Source organism: Streptomyces sp. NPDC060198 (assembly GCF_042728415.1).
Classification (GTDB): Bacteria; Actinomycetota; Actinomycetes; order Streptomycetales; family Streptomycetaceae; genus Streptomyces.
In genome coordinates, this window is record NZ_JBHWZJ010000140.1 from 1 (window position 1) to 17,080 (window position 17,080).

The window sequence follows — 17,080 nt, forward strand, 5'->3', positions numbered from 1 at the left end:
CTCCCCGGACCGTGTGGTCAGGCCCATTCGGCGGTAGCCGGGGTGACGTGCGACGATGTGCGGCATGCCGCAGCCGCCCCCCGAACGGAGTACGTCCGCTCCGCCTGCCCGCCTCGACGCCTCCATGTCGCTGCTGACGCATGTCATGGACCACAGCCTGGACGAGGGCTACGCCGAGGCCGCCGCACGCCGCGAGGGCGACGGTACCGCGGGGCTGCCCCGCAAGACGCGGGCCAAGCTCGGTCTCGCCGCGGGCCTCGTACTCATCGCTCTCGTCGTCACTCTCGGTGCCGCGCAGGCCAGGGTGTCCGCGCCGGTCGTGGCCAAGGAGCGCCAGGAACTCATCGACCGCATCGACGGTGAGACCGACGCGGCCGACTCCCTCGAATCCGAGGTGGAGAAGCTCCGCGGGGATGTCGGGGAGCGGCAGCGCGCGGCCCTCCTCCAGCACGGCGGGGACCAGGGTGAACTGGTCGCCCTGCTCTCCGGGGCCACCCCCGTCGAGGGCCCCGGCGTGAAACTCGTCGTGGACGACGCCGACGAGACCGACCTGGGTGACGACGGGCCACGCGGCACCAGCGGCTTCTCGGACACCGGCCGAGTGCGGGACCGGGACATGCAGCGGGTCGTCAACGGACTCTGGGAGTCCGGCGCGGAAGCCGTCGCCATCAACGGACAGCGGCTGACGGCACTTTCGGCGATCCGCGCCGCCGGGGACGCCATACTTGTCGACAACAGGCCGCTCGTGCCGCCCTATACGGTGCTCGCGGTGGGGGACGGCAAGACGCTTGCCGAGACCTTCCGGTCCAGTGCGGACGGCCAGTACCTCCAGGCCCTGCACGACGGGTTCGACATCCGCACCAGCCTGTCCGACCAGAAGAAGGTGCGGCTCCCGGCCGCGCCGAGCCTGATCGTACGCACAGCAGAACCGAAGGCCGCAGACACCGGCAGTGGTGCGGCAGACACAGGGAAGGGCACATCGTGATCGCCGTACTGGGCCTCGTCGTGGGAGTCGTGGTCGGACTGTTCGTCCGGCCCGAGGTACCGGCGGTGGTCGAGCCCTACCTCCCGATCGCCGTGGTGGCCGCGCTCGACGCGGTCTTCGGCGGACTGCGCGCGATGCTCGACGGGATCTTCGTCGACAAGGTGTTCGTCGTGTCGTTCCTGTCCAACGTCGTGGTGGCCGCGCTCATCGTCTTCCTCGGCGACAAGCTCGGCGTGGGCGCGCAGTTGTCGACGGGCGTGGTCGTCGTGCTGGGTATTCGCATCTTCTCCAACGCCGCCGCCATCCGCCGGCACGTCTTCCGGGCCTGACGCCGATGAGCGACGAAGAGATGTCCCGCGACGGAGCGCCCGAGGGCCCGGCTCCGCGGGCGAGTGCCGCACACCCTCCGGAGAGGAACGGGCAGAGCGGACGCCAACGGCTGCTCGCCGGGCTCTGGCCGCCCCGGGTGACCCGGGCCCAACTCGTGGTGGCACTGCTGCTGTTCGGCCTGGGGCTGGGTCTGGCGATCCAGGTCCGGTCCAACAACGACGACAGCGCCCTGCGCGGCGCGCGCCAGGAGGACCTGGTCCGTATCCTCGACGAGGTCGACGACCGGACCCAGCGGCTCGAGGACGAGAAGCAGCGCCTCGACGCCCAGCGCACGGAGCTGGAGAACAGTTCCGACCAGGCGGAGGAGGCGCGCAAGCAGACGCTGGAGAAGGAGCGGCAACTGGGTATCCTCGCGGGTACCGTCGCGGCCCACGGGCCGGGAATCACCCTTACCATCGACGATCCGACCAAGTCGGTCGCCCCGGACATGCTGCTGGACGCCATCCAGGAGCTCCGTGCGGCCGGTGCCGAGGCCATCGAGGTCAACGGGGTACGGGTGGTCGCCAGTACGTACTTCTCCGGGGACGCCGGGGCCGTGAAGGTCGACGGCCACGCAGTTGCGGCGCCCTACGCCTTCGAGGTGATCGGCAGGCCCCAGGATCTGGAGCCGGCGCTCAACATCCCGGGCGGGGTCGTCCAGACGCTGGAGAAGGAGCAGGCGACCGCGGTGGTGGAAAGGGCCGACGACATTGTGGTGGACGCCTTGCGACCTGCGAAGCAGCCTGACTACGCTCGGTCGTCGTCGTAGGTGGTCCACCGGCGGGGCAAGGCTCTTGGCAACTCCAAGCAGGTGTGCGGGGTTACGGGGGGTCGCCGCACCGTATCCATGGTGCGTGGTGGAAACTGTCGGGTGGATACGGACGTTGTGAGAATGTCCGGGTCGGCAGGTGTGTTCAGTCAGGGTTCGTCCTGCCCCACGGGCGGGTCTATGTCGGTCAAGGGGAATCGCCCGTGAAGTTTTTTGCGAAGTTGTTCGGAAAGAGCGCACGCGAGGACAGCAACAGTGCTGCCCGCCATCGCGCGCCGCGGCACGGCCAGGACGAGGAGCAGGGCGTCGAGCGTCCTCTCTTCCGCGACGAGTTGTCCGCCTCGGGCGACGGCTCCGGAGCGCAGGCGGGTGCCTCCGGCATAGGTTTTTCGGACTCCGGGCCGAGCACCGGATTCCACCCCGCCCCGGCGGGCTCGGGTGTCGCCCTCTGCACGAGGTGCGGTCACCGGAATGCGGCGACGAGTCGGTTCTGCTCCAACTGCGGCGCGCCGCTGAAGGGCGGAATCCCCGAGCGCGCCTCCGAGACCACGTCGACGATCTCCATCTCCGGACTGGAGGCGTACGACGCCGAGGTCACCGGTCAGACCATGCTTCCGTCGCTCTCCCCGGAGGCGCAGGCGGCCGTGGACGCGCTGCCCGGAGGCAGTGCGCTCCTGGTGGTCCGCCGCGGCCCGAACTCGGGCAGCCGCTTCCTGCTGGACAGCGACCTCACGACGGCCGGCCGTCACCCGCAGAGCGACATCTTCCTGGACGACGTGACCGTGTCGCGGCGTCATGTGGAGTTCCGCAGGGGTGCGGACGGTAGCTTCACCGTGGGAGACGTCGGCAGCCTCAACGGCACCTACGTCAACCGCGAGCGCATCGATTCCGTCGCGCTGACCAATGGTGACGAAGTCCAGATCGGTAAGTACCGGCTGGTCTTCTACGCGAGCCAGCGGAGCGTGTGACCCTGCCCCGGACCACCACGTCCGGGGGAACCCCGGGAAGGCCCATGCTGCGAACATCCCAGGGCGGTGCCGGAAACGGCACCGCCGCCGCGGACCGGCGTGCGATGAGCATCGGCGCGGTGCTCGCCCAGCTCCGCGAGGAGTTTCCGGAAGTCACGATCTCGAAGATCCGCTTCCTGGAGGCCGAGGGACTCGTCGAGCCGGAACGGACGCCTTCCGGATACCGGAAGTTCAGTTCCGAAGACGTGGAGAAGCTCGCGCAGGTGCTGCGCATGCAACGGGACCACTACCTCCCCCTGAAGGTCATCCGGGAGTATCTGGACGCCCTGGCCCGCGGGGAGCAGGCAGCCCTGCCCTCCCCGGGGGGCCAGAAGGACCTCGCGGACAGTTGCTGGGACGCGGCGGCCGGGGCGCCCACCGCGGCCCGTATCGGCCGCGCCGAGCTCCTCGCCGTCACCGGTGCGGACGAGGGGCAGCTCACCGAATGGGAGTCCTACGGCCTCATCGTCCCCGAGCCCGAGGGCGGATACGACGCCGAAGCGGTGAACGTCGCCAAACTCGTTTCCGACCTCGGCCGATTCGGGTTGGAGCCGCGCCATCTGCGTGCCGTGAGAGCCGCGGCGGAGCGGGAGGCGGGGCTCGTCGAGCAGGTGGTGGCGCCCCTGCGCCGGCACCGGAATCCGCAGACCAGAGCACGTGCCGAGGCCACCGCGCAGGAGCTCGCCGAGCTGTCCGTACGGCTGCACGCGGCGCTCGTTCAGACCGCTCTGCGCATTCGATCCCACTGACCTGGGCGGAGCCCGACTACCCAAACATGGCGAGCACGTCCTAGGGTTGCTGTGTGAACGAGCTCGACGTTGTCGGTGTCCGGGTGGAAATGCCCTCCAATCAACCGATCGTTCTCCTGCGTGAAGTGGGAGGCGACCGGTACCTCCCCATCTGGATCGGTCCAGGCGAGGCCACGGCCATCGCCTTCGCCCAGCAGGGGATGGCCCCTGCGAGGCCGCTGACCCATGACCTTTTCAAGGATGTCCTCGACGCGGTCGGCCAAGAGCTCACCGAGGTCAGGATCACGGACATCCGGGACGGGATCTTCTACGCGGAGCTCGTCTTCGCCAGTGGCGTGGAGGTGAGCGCGCGGCCGTCCGACGCCATAGCGCTGGCCCTGCGCACCGGCACGCCGATCTACGGCAGCGACGGGGTGCTCGACGACGCGGGGATCGCGATCCCGGACGAGCAGGAGGACGAGGTGGAGAAGTTCCGCGAGTTCCTCGACCAGATCTCGCCCGAGGACTTCGGCACCAACAGCCAGTGACCCCTGGGCCGTCTCTGCCCCTTCCCGCCGGGCCCGGTGGCGTCCGACGCGGATCGCCGGACACGGCCCGGTGGACCGGCGGCGGGCGCGCATTCGAGAAGCCCTTCCCGGTCCGACGTCACGGGAAACCACCCTCAGGGTGATTATCACTCGGCGTGCCGAGTGTGGCGATCGTTGACGCACCCCCGGTGACTGCCTACCTTCGAGGGGGCAGGTCAAGGACGGAGGTCGGCGTGAGAAGCAGCGGCGACGGTGCGGCGGCGGGCGGGCCGTATCCGCAGCACGGCAGTGGGGCCGACCACACCATCAGGCAACCGGTTCACCCGGTGGTCCCGGTGTCGGACGGTGTCGCAGGGGCGAACGACATCGGCTACCGCGGGCCGACGGCGTGCGCGGCGGCCGGGATCACCTACCGGCAGCTCGATTACTGGGCCCGCACGGGACTGGTCGAACCGAGCGTCCGGCCGGCGTACGGCTCGGGCACCCAGCGTCTCTACAGTTTCCGGGACGTGGTGCTCCTCAAGATCGTGAAGCGATTCCTGGACACGGGCGTCGCACTGCAGAACATCCGCACCACGGTGCAGCATCTGAGGGCCCGAGGATTCCAGGACCTCGAACGCATGACGCTGATGAGCGACGGCGCCACCGTCTACGAGTGCTGCTCGCCGGACGAGGTCGTGAACCTCCTCCAAGGCGGCCAGGGCGTCTTCGGCATCGCCGTCGGCGTGGTGTGGCGGGACGTGGACGCGGCCCTTTCCCAGCTGCACGGGGAGCGTGTGGACACGGGGGAGACCCTCGTGGGCCACAACCCCGCCGACGAACTGGCCCGGCGCCGCAACCGCGCCGTCTGAGCACCGACGGACGACACGGCCCGGCACCCGTTCGCACGGCTGCCGGGCTGTGTCGTTGTCAGTGGCGTAGGGCACCATCGGCGGTGTGAGATCCGCGCCCACCATCCTCCACCTCGACATGGATGCGTTCTACGCCTCCGCCGAGCAGGCCGCCAAGCCCAGCCTGCGCGGCAAGCCGGTCGTGGTGGGCGGCGTGGGCCCGCGCGGAGTCGTCGCCACCGCCTCCTACGAGGCCCGGCGCTTCGGTGTGCACTCGGCGATGCCGACGGCCCAGGCGCGCCGGCTCGCGCCCAACGCCGCCTACCTGGTGCCGCGTTTCGCCCTGTACCGCGCCGTCAGCGAGCAGGTGATGGAGCTGCTGGGACGGCTGTCCCCGCTGGTGGAGCCCCTCAGCCTGGACGAGGCTTTCGTGGATCTGGAAGCCGGTGGCACCGCCGACGACTCCGCCTCGGCCCGCGCCACCGGTGAGCGGCTGCGGGAGGCGATTGTGGCCGTCACCGGTCTCAGCGGGTCCGTGGGGCTCGCGGGGTCCAAGATGCTGGCGAAGATCGCCTCCGAGGAGGCCAAGCCGGACGGGCTGATGCTCATCGAGCCGGGCACCGAGCGGGAGCTGCTGGCGCCCATGCCCGTACGCACGTTGCCCGGGGTCGGCCCGGCCACCGGGGACCATCTGCGCCGGGCCGGCATGACGACGGTCCACGACCTGGCGGAGGCGGGCGAGGACGAGCTCGTACGGCTGGTGGGCAGGGCCCACGGCGTCTCCCTGTACCGGATGGCGCTCGGCCTCGACGACCGGCCCGTGGTCGCCGAGCGTGACGCGAAGTCCGTCTCGGTCGAGGACACCTTCGAGGTGGACCTGCACGACCGGACGCGAGTGCGGGCCGAGGTCGAGCGGCTGGCCGGCCGGTGCGTCGAGCGGCTGCGGAAGGCCGGTCGCTCCGGGCGCACCGTCGTGCTGAAGGTGCGCCGCTACGACTTCTCCACCCTGACCCGCTCCGAGACGCTCCGCGGCCCCACGGACGACCCCGGGGTGGTGCGTGAGGCAGCCGCCCGCCTCCTGGAGGCGGTGGACACCACCGGGGGAGTCCGGCTGCTGGGAGTGGGCGTCACGGGCTTGGCGGACTACACGCAGGAAGACCTCTTCGCGCAGGCGGCGCAGGCCGAGCGGGAGGCCGAGCGGGAGGCCGAGCGGGAGGCCGAACCGGCGCGACCGGCTTCCGGAGCGCCCTCGGGGAGGGAGGGGCGCCACGGCGACGCGGATCCGGCGCCCGGGTCTGCGGGCACGGGAGCGCAGGACGCGACCGGCGCCCCCGGGGACGAGGCCGCCGAGCGTGCCGCGCGGCGCTGGTCCCCGGGCCACGACGCGCGGCACGAGGTGTACGGGCACGGCTGGGTGCAGGGCAGCGGCGTCGGCAGGGTCACCGTGCGGTTCGAGCGGCCGGGCGACCCCCCGGGCCGGGTACGCACGTTCCGGGTGGAGGACCCGGAACTGCACCCGGCCGATCCGTTGCCACTGGTGGCGGAACCGCCGGACTACTCCTCCTGGCCGGCCAGCCTGCCGAAGTCCTTGTCCGGTCCCGGATCGGTCACGGAAGAGGAATCGAGTTTGTAATGCCGGTACAGCTGCAATTCCTGCTCGGGCGAGAGATGCCGGCCGACGCCGAAGTCGGGCGCGTCCCGGATGAGCGTGCGGTCGAAGGGGACACGGAGGGTGTCCTCCACGAACTCGCTCGGTTCCAGCGGAACGAAGGCGTCCCTGCTGAACAGACCCGTGCGGACGGCGGCCCACTCGGGGACACCGGTGGCGTCGTCGAGGTAGACCTCGTCCACCGTGCCGATCTTGACGCCTGCGCGGTCGAATGCCTTGCGGCCGATCAGGCTGCGCGGATCGATGTCGCTCTGCACGGTGCCTCCCGCTGGTCGCGACGACTGGGGCTCGCAACTACTCCACAGCCACTACAGAAGTGCAGATTCCGGATATCGGCCACTCGAAGAAACCGCGTAGATCCCCGCTGGTAGGCTGGCACATGGCTGCTGACCCCGTGCGGGAGAGCCTCCGGTGCTGAATCCGGAGGCGCCGAAGGAGCAAATCCTCCCCGGAATCTCTCAGGCCCCCGTACCGCATGGACGAGGTCACTCTGGAAAGCAGGGCGGTCCCACCCGGCACGTGCCCGGTGCGGCCACCCTCACCGACGGTGAAAGCCGGTACGCCCCCGGGCGCGCCGGTGAAGCTCTCAGGTCGAGATGACAGAGGGGGAGGCCGTTCGGGCAGCCGCGCCGCGGTGCCCTCGCAGGTCCTGTCAGACCAGGAGGCCTCCATCATGACCCCCCGCCGCACCCCGCTCTCCCAGCTGGAGCAGGGCATCCCCTTCGAGCAGCGCCACATCGGGCCGGACGACGAGGCCCGGGCGAAGATGCTCGCGCAGGTCGGATACGGCTCGCTCGACGAGCTCACCGCCGCCGCGGTGCCCGACGTGATTCGCAGCACCGAGGCGCTGAACCTCCCCTCGGCACGCACCGAGGCCGAGGTGCTGGCGGAGCTGCGTACGCTCGCCGACCGCAACCAGGTTCTCGCCCCGATGATCGGGCTCGGCTACTACGGCACCTTCACGCCCCCGGTCATCCTGCGCAACGTGCTGGAGAACCCGTCCTGGTACACGGCGTACACGCCCTACCAGCCGGAGATCTCGCAGGGCCGCCTGGAAGCCCTGCTCAACTTCCAGACGATGGTCGCCGAGCTCACCGGCCTGCCCACCTCCGGCGCCTCGCTGCTCGACGAGGGCACCGCCGCGGCCGAGGCAATGGCGCTGGCGCGGCGCGTCGGCAAGGTCAAGGGCGGGGTCTTCCTCGTCGACGCCGACACCCTCCCGCAGACGATCGCGGTCATCGAGACCCGCGCCGAGCCGACCGGGGTCGAGGTCGTCGTCGCCGACCTCACGGACGGCATTCCGGCCGAGGTCGCCGAGCGCGGTGTCTTCGGCGTGCTGCTCCAGTACCCGGGTGCCTCCGGGGCCGTACGGAACATCGGGCCCGTGATCGAGCGCGCCCACGAGCTCGGCGCGATCGTCACCGTCGCCGCGGACCTGCTGGCCCTCACCCTGCTCACTTCGCCCGGCGACCTCGGCGCCGACATCGCGGTCGGTACCACCCAGCGCTTCGGCGTGCCGATGGGCTTCGGTGGGCCGCACGCCGGCTTCATGGCCGTGCGCGAGCAGTTCGCCCGCTCGCTCCCCGGCCGCCTGGTCGGCGTCTCGGTCGACGCCGACGGCGACAAGGCGTACCGCCTGGCACTCCAGACCCGCGAACAGCACATCCGCCGCGAGAAGGCCACCAGCAACATCTGCACCGCGCAGGTCCTGCTCGCCGTGATGGCCGGCATGTACGCCGTCTACCACGGCCCCGACGGCCTGCGGACGATCGCCCGGCGCACCCACCGCTACGCGGCGATCCTCGCCGAGGGGCTGCGGGCCGCCGGCGCCGAGGTCGTGCACGACTCCTTCTTCGACACGCTGACCGTGCAGGTGCCCGGCAAGGCCGCCGAGGTCGTCGCCGCCGCCCGCGAGCGAGGGGTCAACCTGCGGTTGGTCGACGCCGACCTGGTCTCCGTCGCCTGCGACGAGACGACCGCCCGCGCCCACCTCGAGTCCGTCTGGGCCGCCTTCGGCGCGCAGGGCGACGTCGAGGCGCTGGACGGCACGGCCGTCGACGCGCTCCCCGAGCAGGCGCTGCGCACCGACGACTACCTGACGCACCCGGTCTTCCACCAGCACCGCTCGGAGACGGCGATGCTGCGCTACCTGCGGCGGCTCGCCGATCGCGACTACGCGCTCGACCGCGGCATGATCCCGCTCGGCTCCTGCACCATGAAGCTGAACGCGACCACCGAGATGGAGCCGATCACCTGGCCCGAGTTCGGCGCGCTGCACCCGTTCGCGCCGGCCGAGCAGGCGGAGGGCTTCCTCACCCTCATCCGTGAGCTGGAGGAGCGGCTCGCCGAGGTCACCGGCTACGACGCGGTGTCGATCCAGCCCAACGCGGGTTCGCAGGGCGAGTTCGCCGGTCTGCTGGCCGTCCGCGCCTACCACCGCGCCAACGGCGACGACCAGCGCACCGTCTGCCTCATCCCGTCCTCCGCGCACGGCACCAACGCGGCGAGCGCCGTGATGGCCGGGATGAAGGTCGTCGTGGTGAAGACCGCCGACGACGGCGAGGTCGACATAGACGACCTGCGCGCCAAGATCGAGAAGCACCGCGACGAGCTCGCCGTGCTCATGATCACCTACCCGTCCACGCACGGCGTCTTCGAGGAGCACGTCGCCGCCATCTGCGGCGAGGTGCACGACGCGGGCGGTCAGGTCTACGTCGACGGAGCCAACCTCAACGCGCTGGTCGGCCTCGCCCGGCCCGGCAAGTTCGGCGGCGACGTCTCACACCTGAACCTGCACAAGACCTTCTGCATCCCGCACGGCGGCGGCGGCCCCGGCGTCGGCCCGGTGGGCGTGCGCGCGCACCTCGCGCCCTATCTGCCCAACCACCCGCTCCAGCCCCTCGCGGGCCCGGAGACGGGCGTCGGCCCCATCTCGGCCGCTCCCTGGGGCTCGGCCGGCATCCTGCCGATCTCCTGGGCGTACGTCCGGCTGATGGGCGGCGAGGGCCTGAAGCGCGCCACGCAGGTGGCCGTACTCGCGGCGAACTACATCGCCAAGCGGCTGGAGCCGCACTTCCCGATCCTGTACACCGGCCCGGCCGACCTGGTCGCGCACGAGTGCATCGTGGACCTGCGGTCGATCTCGAAGGAGACGGGCGTCAGCATCGACGACGTCGCCAAGCGGCTGATCGACTACGGCTTCCACTCGCCGACCATGTCCTTCCCGGTCGCCGGCACCCTGATGATCGAGCCGACCGAGAGCGAGGACCTCGCCGAGATCGACCGGTTCTGCGACGCGATGATCGCGATCCGGGGCGAGATCGAGAAGGTGGCCTCGGGGGAGTGGAGCGCGGACGACAACCCGCTCGCCAACGCCCCGCACACCGCGAACGCGCTCGGCGGGGAGTGGAACCACTCCTACAGCCGTGAGGTCGCGGTCTTCCCGGCCGGTGTCTCGGCGGCCGACAAGTACTGGCCGCCGGTGCGCCGGATCGACGGCGCCTTCGGCGACCGCAACCTGGTCTGCTCCTGCCCGCCGCTGGACGCCTACGACCACTGACGGTCACAGCGGGCGCACGATCCCGCGGACATGTGTCGGGGCCGGTTCGGAGATCTCTCCGGGCCGGCCCCTGTCCGTACCGCCGGGGCCTGTGGGCTGTCGGGCCCCCGGCTCGCGGGTGGCCCGCTCAGGCGGCCTTCACCACCCGGCCGGTGGCCAGCGGGCGGTGGGGGGCGATGATCTGGCCGTCCGGGAGCAGTTCGCCGGTGTCCTCGAAGAGCAGGACGCCGTTGCAGAGGAGGCTCCAGCCCTGCTCCGGGTGGTGAGCCACGAGCCGGGCGGCCTCCCGGGCGGCTGATTCGGCGGTGGGGCAGGGGGGTTGATGCTGGCACATGAGGGTTCTTTCGCTGTGTCGAGTGGTGGATGCGGGGTGCGGGTGAGTGCCGAACGGCCTTCCCGTAGGGGCCGGTCGGTCTCAGTGTTGCGCCACGCGCCGCGTTCCGCAGGGATTTCGCCCCAGCTCGCTTCAGGCACCGCCGAGGTGTCACCCGCGCGGAGGGCTCGCCGCGCCCCTCCCGCCTCTTCGGGGGGTCCGGGGTAGTCCGAGTGGGCCATGGGCCACCTTCGGCGAGGCGTGCGCCGAGCGGGCAGGCGTACGACGGCCCGCCCCCGCGCGGAGCGGGGACGGGCCGGAGGGACGGTACCGCCGCGGCGGGTCAGGCCGAGCCGACGAGGGGGCCGGGCCGTGGCGCGATGCGCAGGGAGAGTACGGGGAGCAGATCGGCGGCCCGGTAGGGCCGGTGGGCGGCGATCCCGGTCGGAGCCGGTGCGAGGGGAACGAGGATGTCGTTGGGAGCGACCGCGCCGGAGGCGGGGTCGGCTGCGGTGTCACCGTGCAGCCAGAGCGTGAGCATGTAGAGCTCGGGCACGGAGAGCAGCCGCGGCTGGTGGAGCGTGGCCGTCGACTCGGCCTGTCTCAGGGCACGTTCGGTCGATCCGAGATACGGGCCCTCGAAGAAGTGCGAGAAGGCCCAGCCGTCCGCGGTGAGGACGGTGTCGGCCGCGGCGACGGTTCCCGACTCGGCGCGGATCAGGAACCGCCATCCGGCGAGACGGGTCGCGGGTGCGGGCCCGTCGGCGGTCGCCCGGTCGAGAACGTGTACGGGCAGGGGGAGTTCGGGGCTCAGCGGTCCCTGGGCGGAACGCAGAGCGGGGGTGCGGGCTTCGCGGACCGCGGTGGGAGAACCGAGTGCCGTGAGAACGCTGCGCAGCGCGGGCGCGGGGGCCGGGGGAACATGCAGCGGCATGGTGAGTCGCCTCTCGCTTCGGAGACACGGTGATGCGTGGGTGGGTGCAGACGGCGCTGTCGGCGTGCGGGACGTCAGAAGGAGGCCGGTCGACGGCTGGACGCATCGACTATCGGCCTCGTCAGCGGAGTTTATATGACAAGTGTTCGCCCAGTGTTTCCGCTAGCTGTCGGTCATATGACGTGCAAGGCCGTTTTGCGTCTTTGAAATGCGGAGTTTCTGGCGATTCGCGGTGCACATCCAGGCTCCCGCCTGGGGACTCGCGCATTTCGCGGTCGGCTCAAAAAGATCGGTGTTTCCGCCACCTGTACGCAGGGAAGACGAGAGCGAATGAGCCGCCCACCTCATGCCTGCGGAATGTGCCTGACGACCGAGCGGCCCCAGCCTATCCGGTGCCGGACGCTTCCGCAGGCGTTATGGATCACTTCTGCGGGGCATTATCGATCGAGACGCGAGCGGCCTGGCCGCGGGCCGCCACTGATGGAGGGACTCTTCGATGGGGGAGAAGGTCGTGGCGCACGCCTTTGACCTGTCCGACCGTCCGGCGTACCGGCGCAAGCTGGCCCGGTGTCTGGAAGGACTGGAGAGGCTGCTGGAGGAGCGGAGGTTCGACCGCCCCCGAAATTTCATGGGTCTGGAGATCGAACTGAATCTCGCGGCCTCGGACGGCACGCCCCGGATGATGAATGCCGAGGTGCTCCAGCGGATCGCCAGCCGGGATTTCCAGACGGAACTCGGGATGTTCAACCTTGAGGTGAATATCGTCCCGCACCGGCTGAGCGGCCGGGTTTTCGATCAGCTCGCGGAAGAGCTGCGCACGGGACTGGCATATGCCCACCGGAAGGCCGCCGAGGTCGACGCCGGCATTGTCATGATCGGAATTCTTCCCACGCTGGGACCGGACGACCTGGTCTTCGGCAACCTCTCGGACGTGGACCGCTACACCCTTCTCAATGACGAGATGGTCGCCGCGCGGGGCGAGGATTTCGCGATCGACATCGAGGGCGTCGAGCATCTCGTCTGCGCCTCCCCGTCGATCGCCCCCGAATCGGCGTGCACCTCCGTGCAGTTGCACCTCCAGGTGACCCCCGCGCGTTTCCCGGACGTGTGGAACGCGGCCCAGGCGGTCGCCGGGGTGCAGATCGCGCTCGGTGCGAACGCGCCCTTCCTGTTCGGAAAGGAACTGCTGCGGGAGTCCAGGCCACCGCTGTTCCAGCAGGCCACGGATGTACGGCCGCCCGAACTGCGGAACCAGGGAGTACGCCCGCGGACCTGGTTCGGGGAGCGCTGGATCACTTCGGCGCACGAACTCTTCGCGGAGAACGTCCGCTTCTTCCCGCCGCTGCTGCCGATCCTCTCCGACGAGGACCCGCTCAGGGTGCTCGACGAGGGCGGCGTACCGGCGCTCGCCGAACTCGTTCTGCACAACGGGACGATCTACCGGTGGAACCGGCCCGTCTACGGGGTCGCCGACGGGGCGCCGCATCTGCGGGTGGAGAACAGGGTGCTGCCCGCCGGACCGACCGTCGCGGACGTGCTGGCCAACGCCGCCTTCTACTACGGGCTGGTGCGCGCGCTCGCCGACGAACCCCGCCCGGTGTGGAGCAAGCTCTCCTTCGAGGCGGCGGAGGAGAACTTCGACAACGCCTGCAGGTACGGCATCGAGGCCGAACTGCTGTGGCCCCGCCCCGGCCGGTCCGGCGGGGTCGCGAAGGTTCCCGCCATCAAGCTCGTACGGGACGAACTGCTGCCCCTCGCCGCCGCCGGGCTCGACGCCTGGAACATCGAACCCGCCGACCGCGACCGCTACCTCGGCATCATCGAGGAACGGTGCCGCAGGCGCACCAACGGAGCCTCCTGGCAGGTCGACACCTACCACCGGGCGCAGGAGGCGGGGCTGGGGCGGGAAGCCGCCCTCGCCGCCACCACCCGCAGGTACGGCGAACTGGCGCGCAGCGGCGAACCGGTGCACACCTGGCCCGTCGGCTTCCCGAAGCCGTGAGCGCGGGCGCGCACCCGACTGCCGTACCGCGGCCGGCCTGTCAGGGGAGCAGCGGGCGCCCCTCGACCGCGGCCGCGACGTGTTCCTCGGTGAGCTTCACCGACGGGTACTCGGCGGTGAAGGCGCGCACGCGGGCGAGAGGTGAGTCCGGCCCGGGCGGCTCCTCACTGACCGTGAAGCCGTGGATCTGCGTCCAGAAGGCCGTGCCCAGTTCCTGCGGGTCGTCCATGGCGGTCTTGTCCATGAGGGCACGGTAGACGCAGCCGCTGACAACGAGCGACGGACCCGGGCCCGGCCGCCGGCCGGGCGGGACGGCGCGGACGCCCCGCCCGCCCCCGCGCGGGCAGCCGGCACCGGTCTACTCGGGAATGGCGGCCTGACTGGCCGTCATGATGGCCTGCAGGATCACCGACTGGATCTCGGCGGGGTCGCTCACCTCGTAACCGCCGCCTCCGGTCACCTTCGCGATCTCCGCGACCTCCTCGCGGTCCGCGTCCGGCCCCACCGCGATGGCGAGGACCGGCACCGGGTGCTCCGGGTCCGCGAGAGCCTTGAGCTGCTGGATCAGGCCGCTGCGCGAGATCCCGTTCTCGTCCTGGTTCGAGCCGTCCGTGAGGATCACAACGGCGTTGAACTTGCCCGGCACGTAACTCGCCACTGCCGCCCGGTACGCGGCGAGAGTGGTGTCGTAGAGGCCGGTGGCACCGTTCGGTACGGGCTCCAACTCGTCGAAGGCCGCGGCGAGTTCCTCACGGTGGGTGGCGCCGCTCGCGGTGCGGTCGCCGAGGCGGGCCGTCGGGGTCAGCTCGCGGTAGTCCTTGGCGCCGTCGAGGGTGGTGGCGAACTCCCAGAGGCCGATCTCGTCGTCGTCCGTGAACTGGCTCAGCGCCTGCAGCAGTGACTCCTTCGTCACGTCCATCCGGGACTCGCCGCTGCCGGGGACCGGGGTCGCCATCGAACCCGAGGCGTCGACCACCGTGGAGAGCCGGGCGCTCTGCACGGTGATGGTCCACATGCCGAGCACCTCCTGGAGCTCGGCGGCGGTGGGCGCGGTGGCCGGAGCGTCGGCGTACGGCTGCGGGGCCTCGCCGCCCGCCGCCCGGACGACCCGCGCCACGGCGCTGCCGTCCGGGGGCCGGAAGCCGTGGGCCGCGAGGACGTCGCCTGGTCCGCCGGAGCTGCTGTCCTTCAGCAGCGTCATCAGGCGCAGCGCGGTCCGGCTCTGCTCGACGGTCATCGACGTCTCGTCCACCAGCGTCCAGGGGTAGTTGAGCTGCGGGGCCCCGTCCTTCGGGTAGAAGAGGTCGACCTTCGTGCCTCCGGCGGCCTTCTCGTTGTGCGCGAAGGCAGCCTGTTCCGACAGGATCAGAGCCTGATTCCGCTCGGTGTCGCCCTGCCCGGCGGCCGAGTCGTCGCGCACCAGCGTCTCCGACACCTTCGGGTCGCTCTGTGACATGCGCTCCGAGAGGATCTTCGCGGTCTGCGCGGCGCGGGTGTCGCTGTCCCCGCCCTGGTCGGCCGAGGACGCCCCGATGGCCGTGAGCGCCAGCAGTCCGGTGGCGCTGCGCGCCGGATCGGCGGCCCCGAGCCGGACGACGCCCTCCGACCCCATGGCCGCGGCGACCATGTCGGACCAGCCCAGCTGCTTGTCCGGCCAGCCGAGCGCCTTCGCCGCCGACGGCACCACGGCGAACCCCACCGGCGAGGTGGCCACCGAGTCGCCCGGCGTGAGAGGTATACCGTCCCCGGCGCCCTTCGCCCGGTCCAGCCAGAGGTCCGAGTCCGGAAGCCAGACCTGGTACGGGGTCTTGCCGCCGGCCGCCACGGTGTTGGCGACCTTGTAGGAGTCGGCGGCCACCACCTCGACGTCCATGCAGCGTCCGTCCGTACGCACCTCGTCCTTGCGCGCCCGGTCGGCGACGGCGCGCACCGCCGGGGCGATGTCGGGGGAGGCGGCCACGGTGAGCCGGACCGCGTCCTTCTCGCACGGCTCGGAGAACGAGAGCAGGCCGCCGCGCGCGACCACGGCCGCGCCGGCCGCGACCGCGACGGCGAGTGCGCCGGCGACGGCGACCCCGCGGCGGCGGGGCGGCGCGGACGCGGCCCCGGGTCTGTCCGCCGCGGAGCGGTCGGGCAAGCTGTGACGTCCCATGTCGGTGGTGCCCCTCCTTGAGAATGAAACAAGGAAAGGGGGACCGCACCATCGGTGATGGTGCTGGGTCGTGTCCGATCGTTCGCGTCGGTTCGGAGGGCGTGTCCGGTGCGGTGCGTCGCAGGGCGGAGGATCGCCCGTGTACGGGACGTACACGGGCGGTCCGACAATGCCGCGAGGTGTCGTACCGGGCGCCGACCGCCCGACGGGAATGGTCGGACACGGCCGGGTCCCCCGGCCTGTCGCGCATGATCTTCGTACTTGCTTTCGAGACCCTAGCGGTGCGGCGGGTGGCATGAGACGCGATTGCAGAACAAAAGGCGGGTGGACCGGTGGAGGTGGGGCGTGTGGCTGATTCTTGTCCCCAAGAGTCGCTTTCCAGAAGGACGTTGGGCTCCGAGACAGTGTTGGTCCTCGCACTGTCGTTGGGTGCGAGCGGGGTCTCCGCGCTCATCAGTTTTGTCGGATCACTGACGAAACCGGGGGGTTTGAAGGATCAGGCGGCGACGCTCAACGGCTCATACGCGCCAGGGCGCCCCTGGCTTGATCTGGCATGGCAAACGTTCGGGATCGCAACGGCTCTGGTCCCTGTCGCGCTGGTGGCGCATCTGCTGATGCGGGAGGGGGCGAGCCTGCGGACCATCGGGTTCGACCGCACCCGGCCGGGCCCGGACGTGCGGCGCGGCGTCGCGGTGGCCGCCTGCATCGGCAGCGCCGGGCTGGCCTTCTACCTCGTCGCCCGGGCCACCGGTTTCAACCTGACGGTGGTGCCGGAGTCGTTGCCCGAGGTGTGGTGGAAGTTCCCCGTACTGATCCTCTCGGCGCTGCAGAACGCGGTGCTGGAGGAGGTCATCGTGGTCGGCTACCTGCTGCGCAGGCTGGACCGACTGGGATGGACGCCCCGGGCCGCACTGGTGGCCAGCGCGGTGCTTCGCGGCTCCTACCACCTGTACCAGGGGATCGGCGGCTTCCTCGGCAACATGGTGATGGGCGTCGTCTTCGTCCTGCTCTACCGGCGCTGGGGCCGGGTCGGCCCGCTGGTCGCCGCGCACGCGCTCCTCGACATCGGGGCCTTCGTCGGATACGCGCTCCTCGCCGGGAAGGTGGACTGGCTGCCGACGCCGTGAGGCGCCGCGCCGTCGGGCTCCCGCCGGTGATGCCACGGGAGGCCCCTGCGGGCTGATCCGGGCCGGTGAGCTGTCGTCGGGCGCGCCT

The 17,080-nt window shown here is 71.0% G+C and carries 16 protein-coding genes and 1 riboswitch; of the genes, 11 read left to right on the plus strand and 5 right to left on the minus strand.

The genetic code is table 11. The features are described 5' to 3' along the window. Positions 1-64: 64 nt before the first annotated feature. The 8 genes from ACFWEP_RS18555 to ACFWEP_RS18590 all read left to right on the plus strand — a co-directional run bounded on the left by ACFWEP_RS18555 (position 65) and on the right by ACFWEP_RS18590 (position 6,869). Positions 65-985, plus strand: a complete 921-nt coding sequence (locus ACFWEP_RS18555) for a DUF881 domain-containing protein (RefSeq protein WP_387371375.1) — start codon at positions 65-67, stop codon at positions 983-985. Then, the gene (locus ACFWEP_RS18560) at positions 982-1,314 is read left to right on the plus strand and encodes a small basic family protein (protein ID WP_031069011.1); all 333 of its coding nucleotides are present in this window, start codon (positions 982-984) and stop codon (positions 1,312-1,314) included. The genes ACFWEP_RS18555 and ACFWEP_RS18560 overlap by 4 nt, the downstream gene beginning before the upstream one ends. 5 nt (positions 1,315-1,319) lie before the next feature. Further along, positions 1,320-2,123 (plus strand): DUF881 domain-containing protein, encoded by an 804-nt coding sequence (locus tag ACFWEP_RS18565; protein ID WP_387371376.1) that lies wholly within the window; start codon positions 1,320-1,322, stop codon positions 2,121-2,123. A gap of 203 nt (positions 2,124-2,326) precedes the next feature. Beyond that, a complete protein-coding gene (locus ACFWEP_RS18570) occupies positions 2,327-3,091 on the plus strand; it encodes an FHA domain-containing protein (RefSeq protein WP_387371377.1) in 765 nt (254 codons plus the stop codon). 44 nt (positions 3,092-3,135) lie between these two features. Beyond that, positions 3,136-3,879, plus strand: coding sequence for a MerR family transcriptional regulator (locus tag ACFWEP_RS18575; RefSeq protein WP_387371378.1), 744 nt, complete (start codon positions 3,136-3,138; stop codon positions 3,877-3,879). A 53-nt stretch (positions 3,880-3,932) separates the two neighbouring features. Next, complete coding sequence (locus tag ACFWEP_RS18580; protein WP_266702124.1) at positions 3,933-4,406, plus strand: bifunctional nuclease family protein; 474 nt, start codon at positions 3,933-3,935, stop codon at positions 4,404-4,406. 233 nt (positions 4,407-4,639) lie between these two features. Further along, the gene (locus ACFWEP_RS18585) at positions 4,640-5,257 is read left to right on the plus strand and encodes a MerR family transcriptional regulator (protein WP_387371379.1); all 618 of its coding nucleotides are present in this window, start codon (positions 4,640-4,642) and stop codon (positions 5,255-5,257) included. An 85-nt stretch (positions 5,258-5,342) separates the two neighbouring features. Further along, positions 5,343-6,869, plus strand: coding sequence for a DNA polymerase IV (locus ACFWEP_RS18590; RefSeq protein WP_387371380.1), 1,527 nt, complete (start codon positions 5,343-5,345; stop codon positions 6,867-6,869). Here ACFWEP_RS18590 and ACFWEP_RS18595 read toward each other — a convergent pair. Beyond that, positions 6,791-7,162: a PRC-barrel domain-containing protein gene (locus tag ACFWEP_RS18595; RefSeq protein WP_387371381.1), complete on the minus strand. Its 372-nt coding sequence runs from the start codon at positions 7,160-7,162 to the stop codon at positions 6,791-6,793. The genes ACFWEP_RS18590 and ACFWEP_RS18595 overlap by 79 nt on opposite strands. Positions 7,163-7,292: 130 nt before the next feature. Then, positions 7,293-7,389: riboswitch (glycine riboswitch) on the plus strand. 189 nt (positions 7,390-7,578) lie between these two features. Here ACFWEP_RS18595 and gcvP point away from each other — a divergent pair. After that, positions 7,579-10,464: an aminomethyl-transferring glycine dehydrogenase gene (gene gcvP / locus ACFWEP_RS18600; protein WP_387371382.1), complete on the plus strand. Its 2,886-nt coding sequence runs from the start codon at positions 7,579-7,581 to the stop codon at positions 10,462-10,464. 127 nt (positions 10,465-10,591) lie between these two features. On the opposite strand, the gene ACFWEP_RS18605 is transcribed toward gcvP, so the two are convergent. Both ACFWEP_RS18605 and ACFWEP_RS18610 read right to left on the minus strand, forming a co-directional pair. After that, entirely contained in the window at positions 10,592-10,798 is a 207-nt protein-coding gene (locus ACFWEP_RS18605; RefSeq protein WP_266702118.1) for a DUF5999 family protein, read from the minus strand. 322 nt (positions 10,799-11,120) lie between these two features. Beyond that, on the minus strand, positions 11,121-11,711 hold the full coding sequence (locus tag ACFWEP_RS18610; RefSeq protein WP_387371383.1) for a hypothetical protein: 591 nt from the start codon (positions 11,709-11,711) through the stop codon (positions 11,121-11,123). A 496-nt stretch (positions 11,712-12,207) separates the two neighbouring features. Here ACFWEP_RS18610 and ACFWEP_RS18615 point away from each other — a divergent pair, with 496 nt between their 5' ends. Beyond that, a complete protein-coding gene (locus ACFWEP_RS18615; RefSeq protein WP_387371384.1) occupies positions 12,208-13,713 on the plus strand; it encodes a glutamate--cysteine ligase in 1,506 nt (501 codons plus the stop codon). 40 nt (positions 13,714-13,753) lie between these two features. Here the strand turns inward: ACFWEP_RS18615 and ACFWEP_RS18620 are convergent, their stop codons facing one another. Both ACFWEP_RS18620 and ACFWEP_RS18625 read right to left on the minus strand, forming a co-directional pair. Then, positions 13,754-13,957 carry a hypothetical protein gene (locus ACFWEP_RS18620; RefSeq protein WP_387371385.1) on the minus strand — a complete coding sequence of 68 codons (204 nt, stop codon included), beginning with the start codon at positions 13,955-13,957 and terminating at the stop codon, positions 13,754-13,756. Positions 13,958-14,071: 114 nt separating this feature from the next. After that, the gene (locus tag ACFWEP_RS18625; RefSeq protein WP_387371386.1) at positions 14,072-15,865 is read right to left on the minus strand and encodes a VWA domain-containing protein; all 1,794 of its coding nucleotides are present in this window, start codon (positions 15,863-15,865) and stop codon (positions 14,072-14,074) included. A 347-nt stretch (positions 15,866-16,212) separates the two neighbouring features. Here ACFWEP_RS18625 and ACFWEP_RS18630 point away from each other — a divergent pair, with 347 nt between their 5' ends. Continuing rightward, a complete protein-coding gene (locus ACFWEP_RS18630) occupies positions 16,213-16,992 on the plus strand; it encodes a CPBP family intramembrane glutamic endopeptidase (RefSeq protein ID WP_387371387.1) in 780 nt (259 codons plus the stop codon). The last annotated feature ends 88 nt before the right edge of the window (positions 16,993-17,080 follow it).

Bases quoted from the DNA above. Each gene is read 5' to 3' on its own strand.
- ACFWEP_RS18555 (WP_387371375.1), top strand. From the start codon at position 65: ATGCCGCAGCCGCCCCCCGAACGGAGTACGTCCGCTCCGCCTGCCCGC.
- ACFWEP_RS18565 (WP_387371376.1), top strand. From the start codon at position 1,320: ATGAGCGACGAAGAGATGTCCCGCGACGGAGCGCCCGAGGGCCCGGCT.
- ACFWEP_RS18575 (WP_387371378.1), top strand. From the start codon at position 3,136: ATGCTGCGAACATCCCAGGGCGGTGCCGGAAACGGCACCGCCGCCGCG.
- gcvP (WP_387371382.1), top strand. From the start codon at position 7,579: ATGACCCCCCGCCGCACCCCGCTCTCCCAGCTGGAGCAGGGCATCCCC.
- ACFWEP_RS18605 (WP_266702118.1), bottom strand. From the start codon at position 10,798: ATGTGCCAGCATCAACCCCCCTGCCCCACCGCCGAATCAGCCGCCCGG.
- ACFWEP_RS18610 (WP_387371383.1), bottom strand. From the start codon at position 11,711: ATGCCGCTGCATGTTCCCCCGGCCCCCGCGCCCGCGCTGCGCAGCGTT.
- ACFWEP_RS18615 (WP_387371384.1), top strand. From the start codon at position 12,208: ATGGGGGAGAAGGTCGTGGCGCACGCCTTTGACCTGTCCGACCGTCCG.
- ACFWEP_RS18620 (WP_387371385.1), bottom strand. From the start codon at position 13,957: ATGGACAAGACCGCCATGGACGACCCGCAGGAACTGGGCACGGCCTTC.
- ACFWEP_RS18625 (WP_387371386.1), bottom strand. From the start codon at position 15,865: ATGGGACGTCACAGCTTGCCCGACCGCTCCGCGGCGGACAGACCCGGG.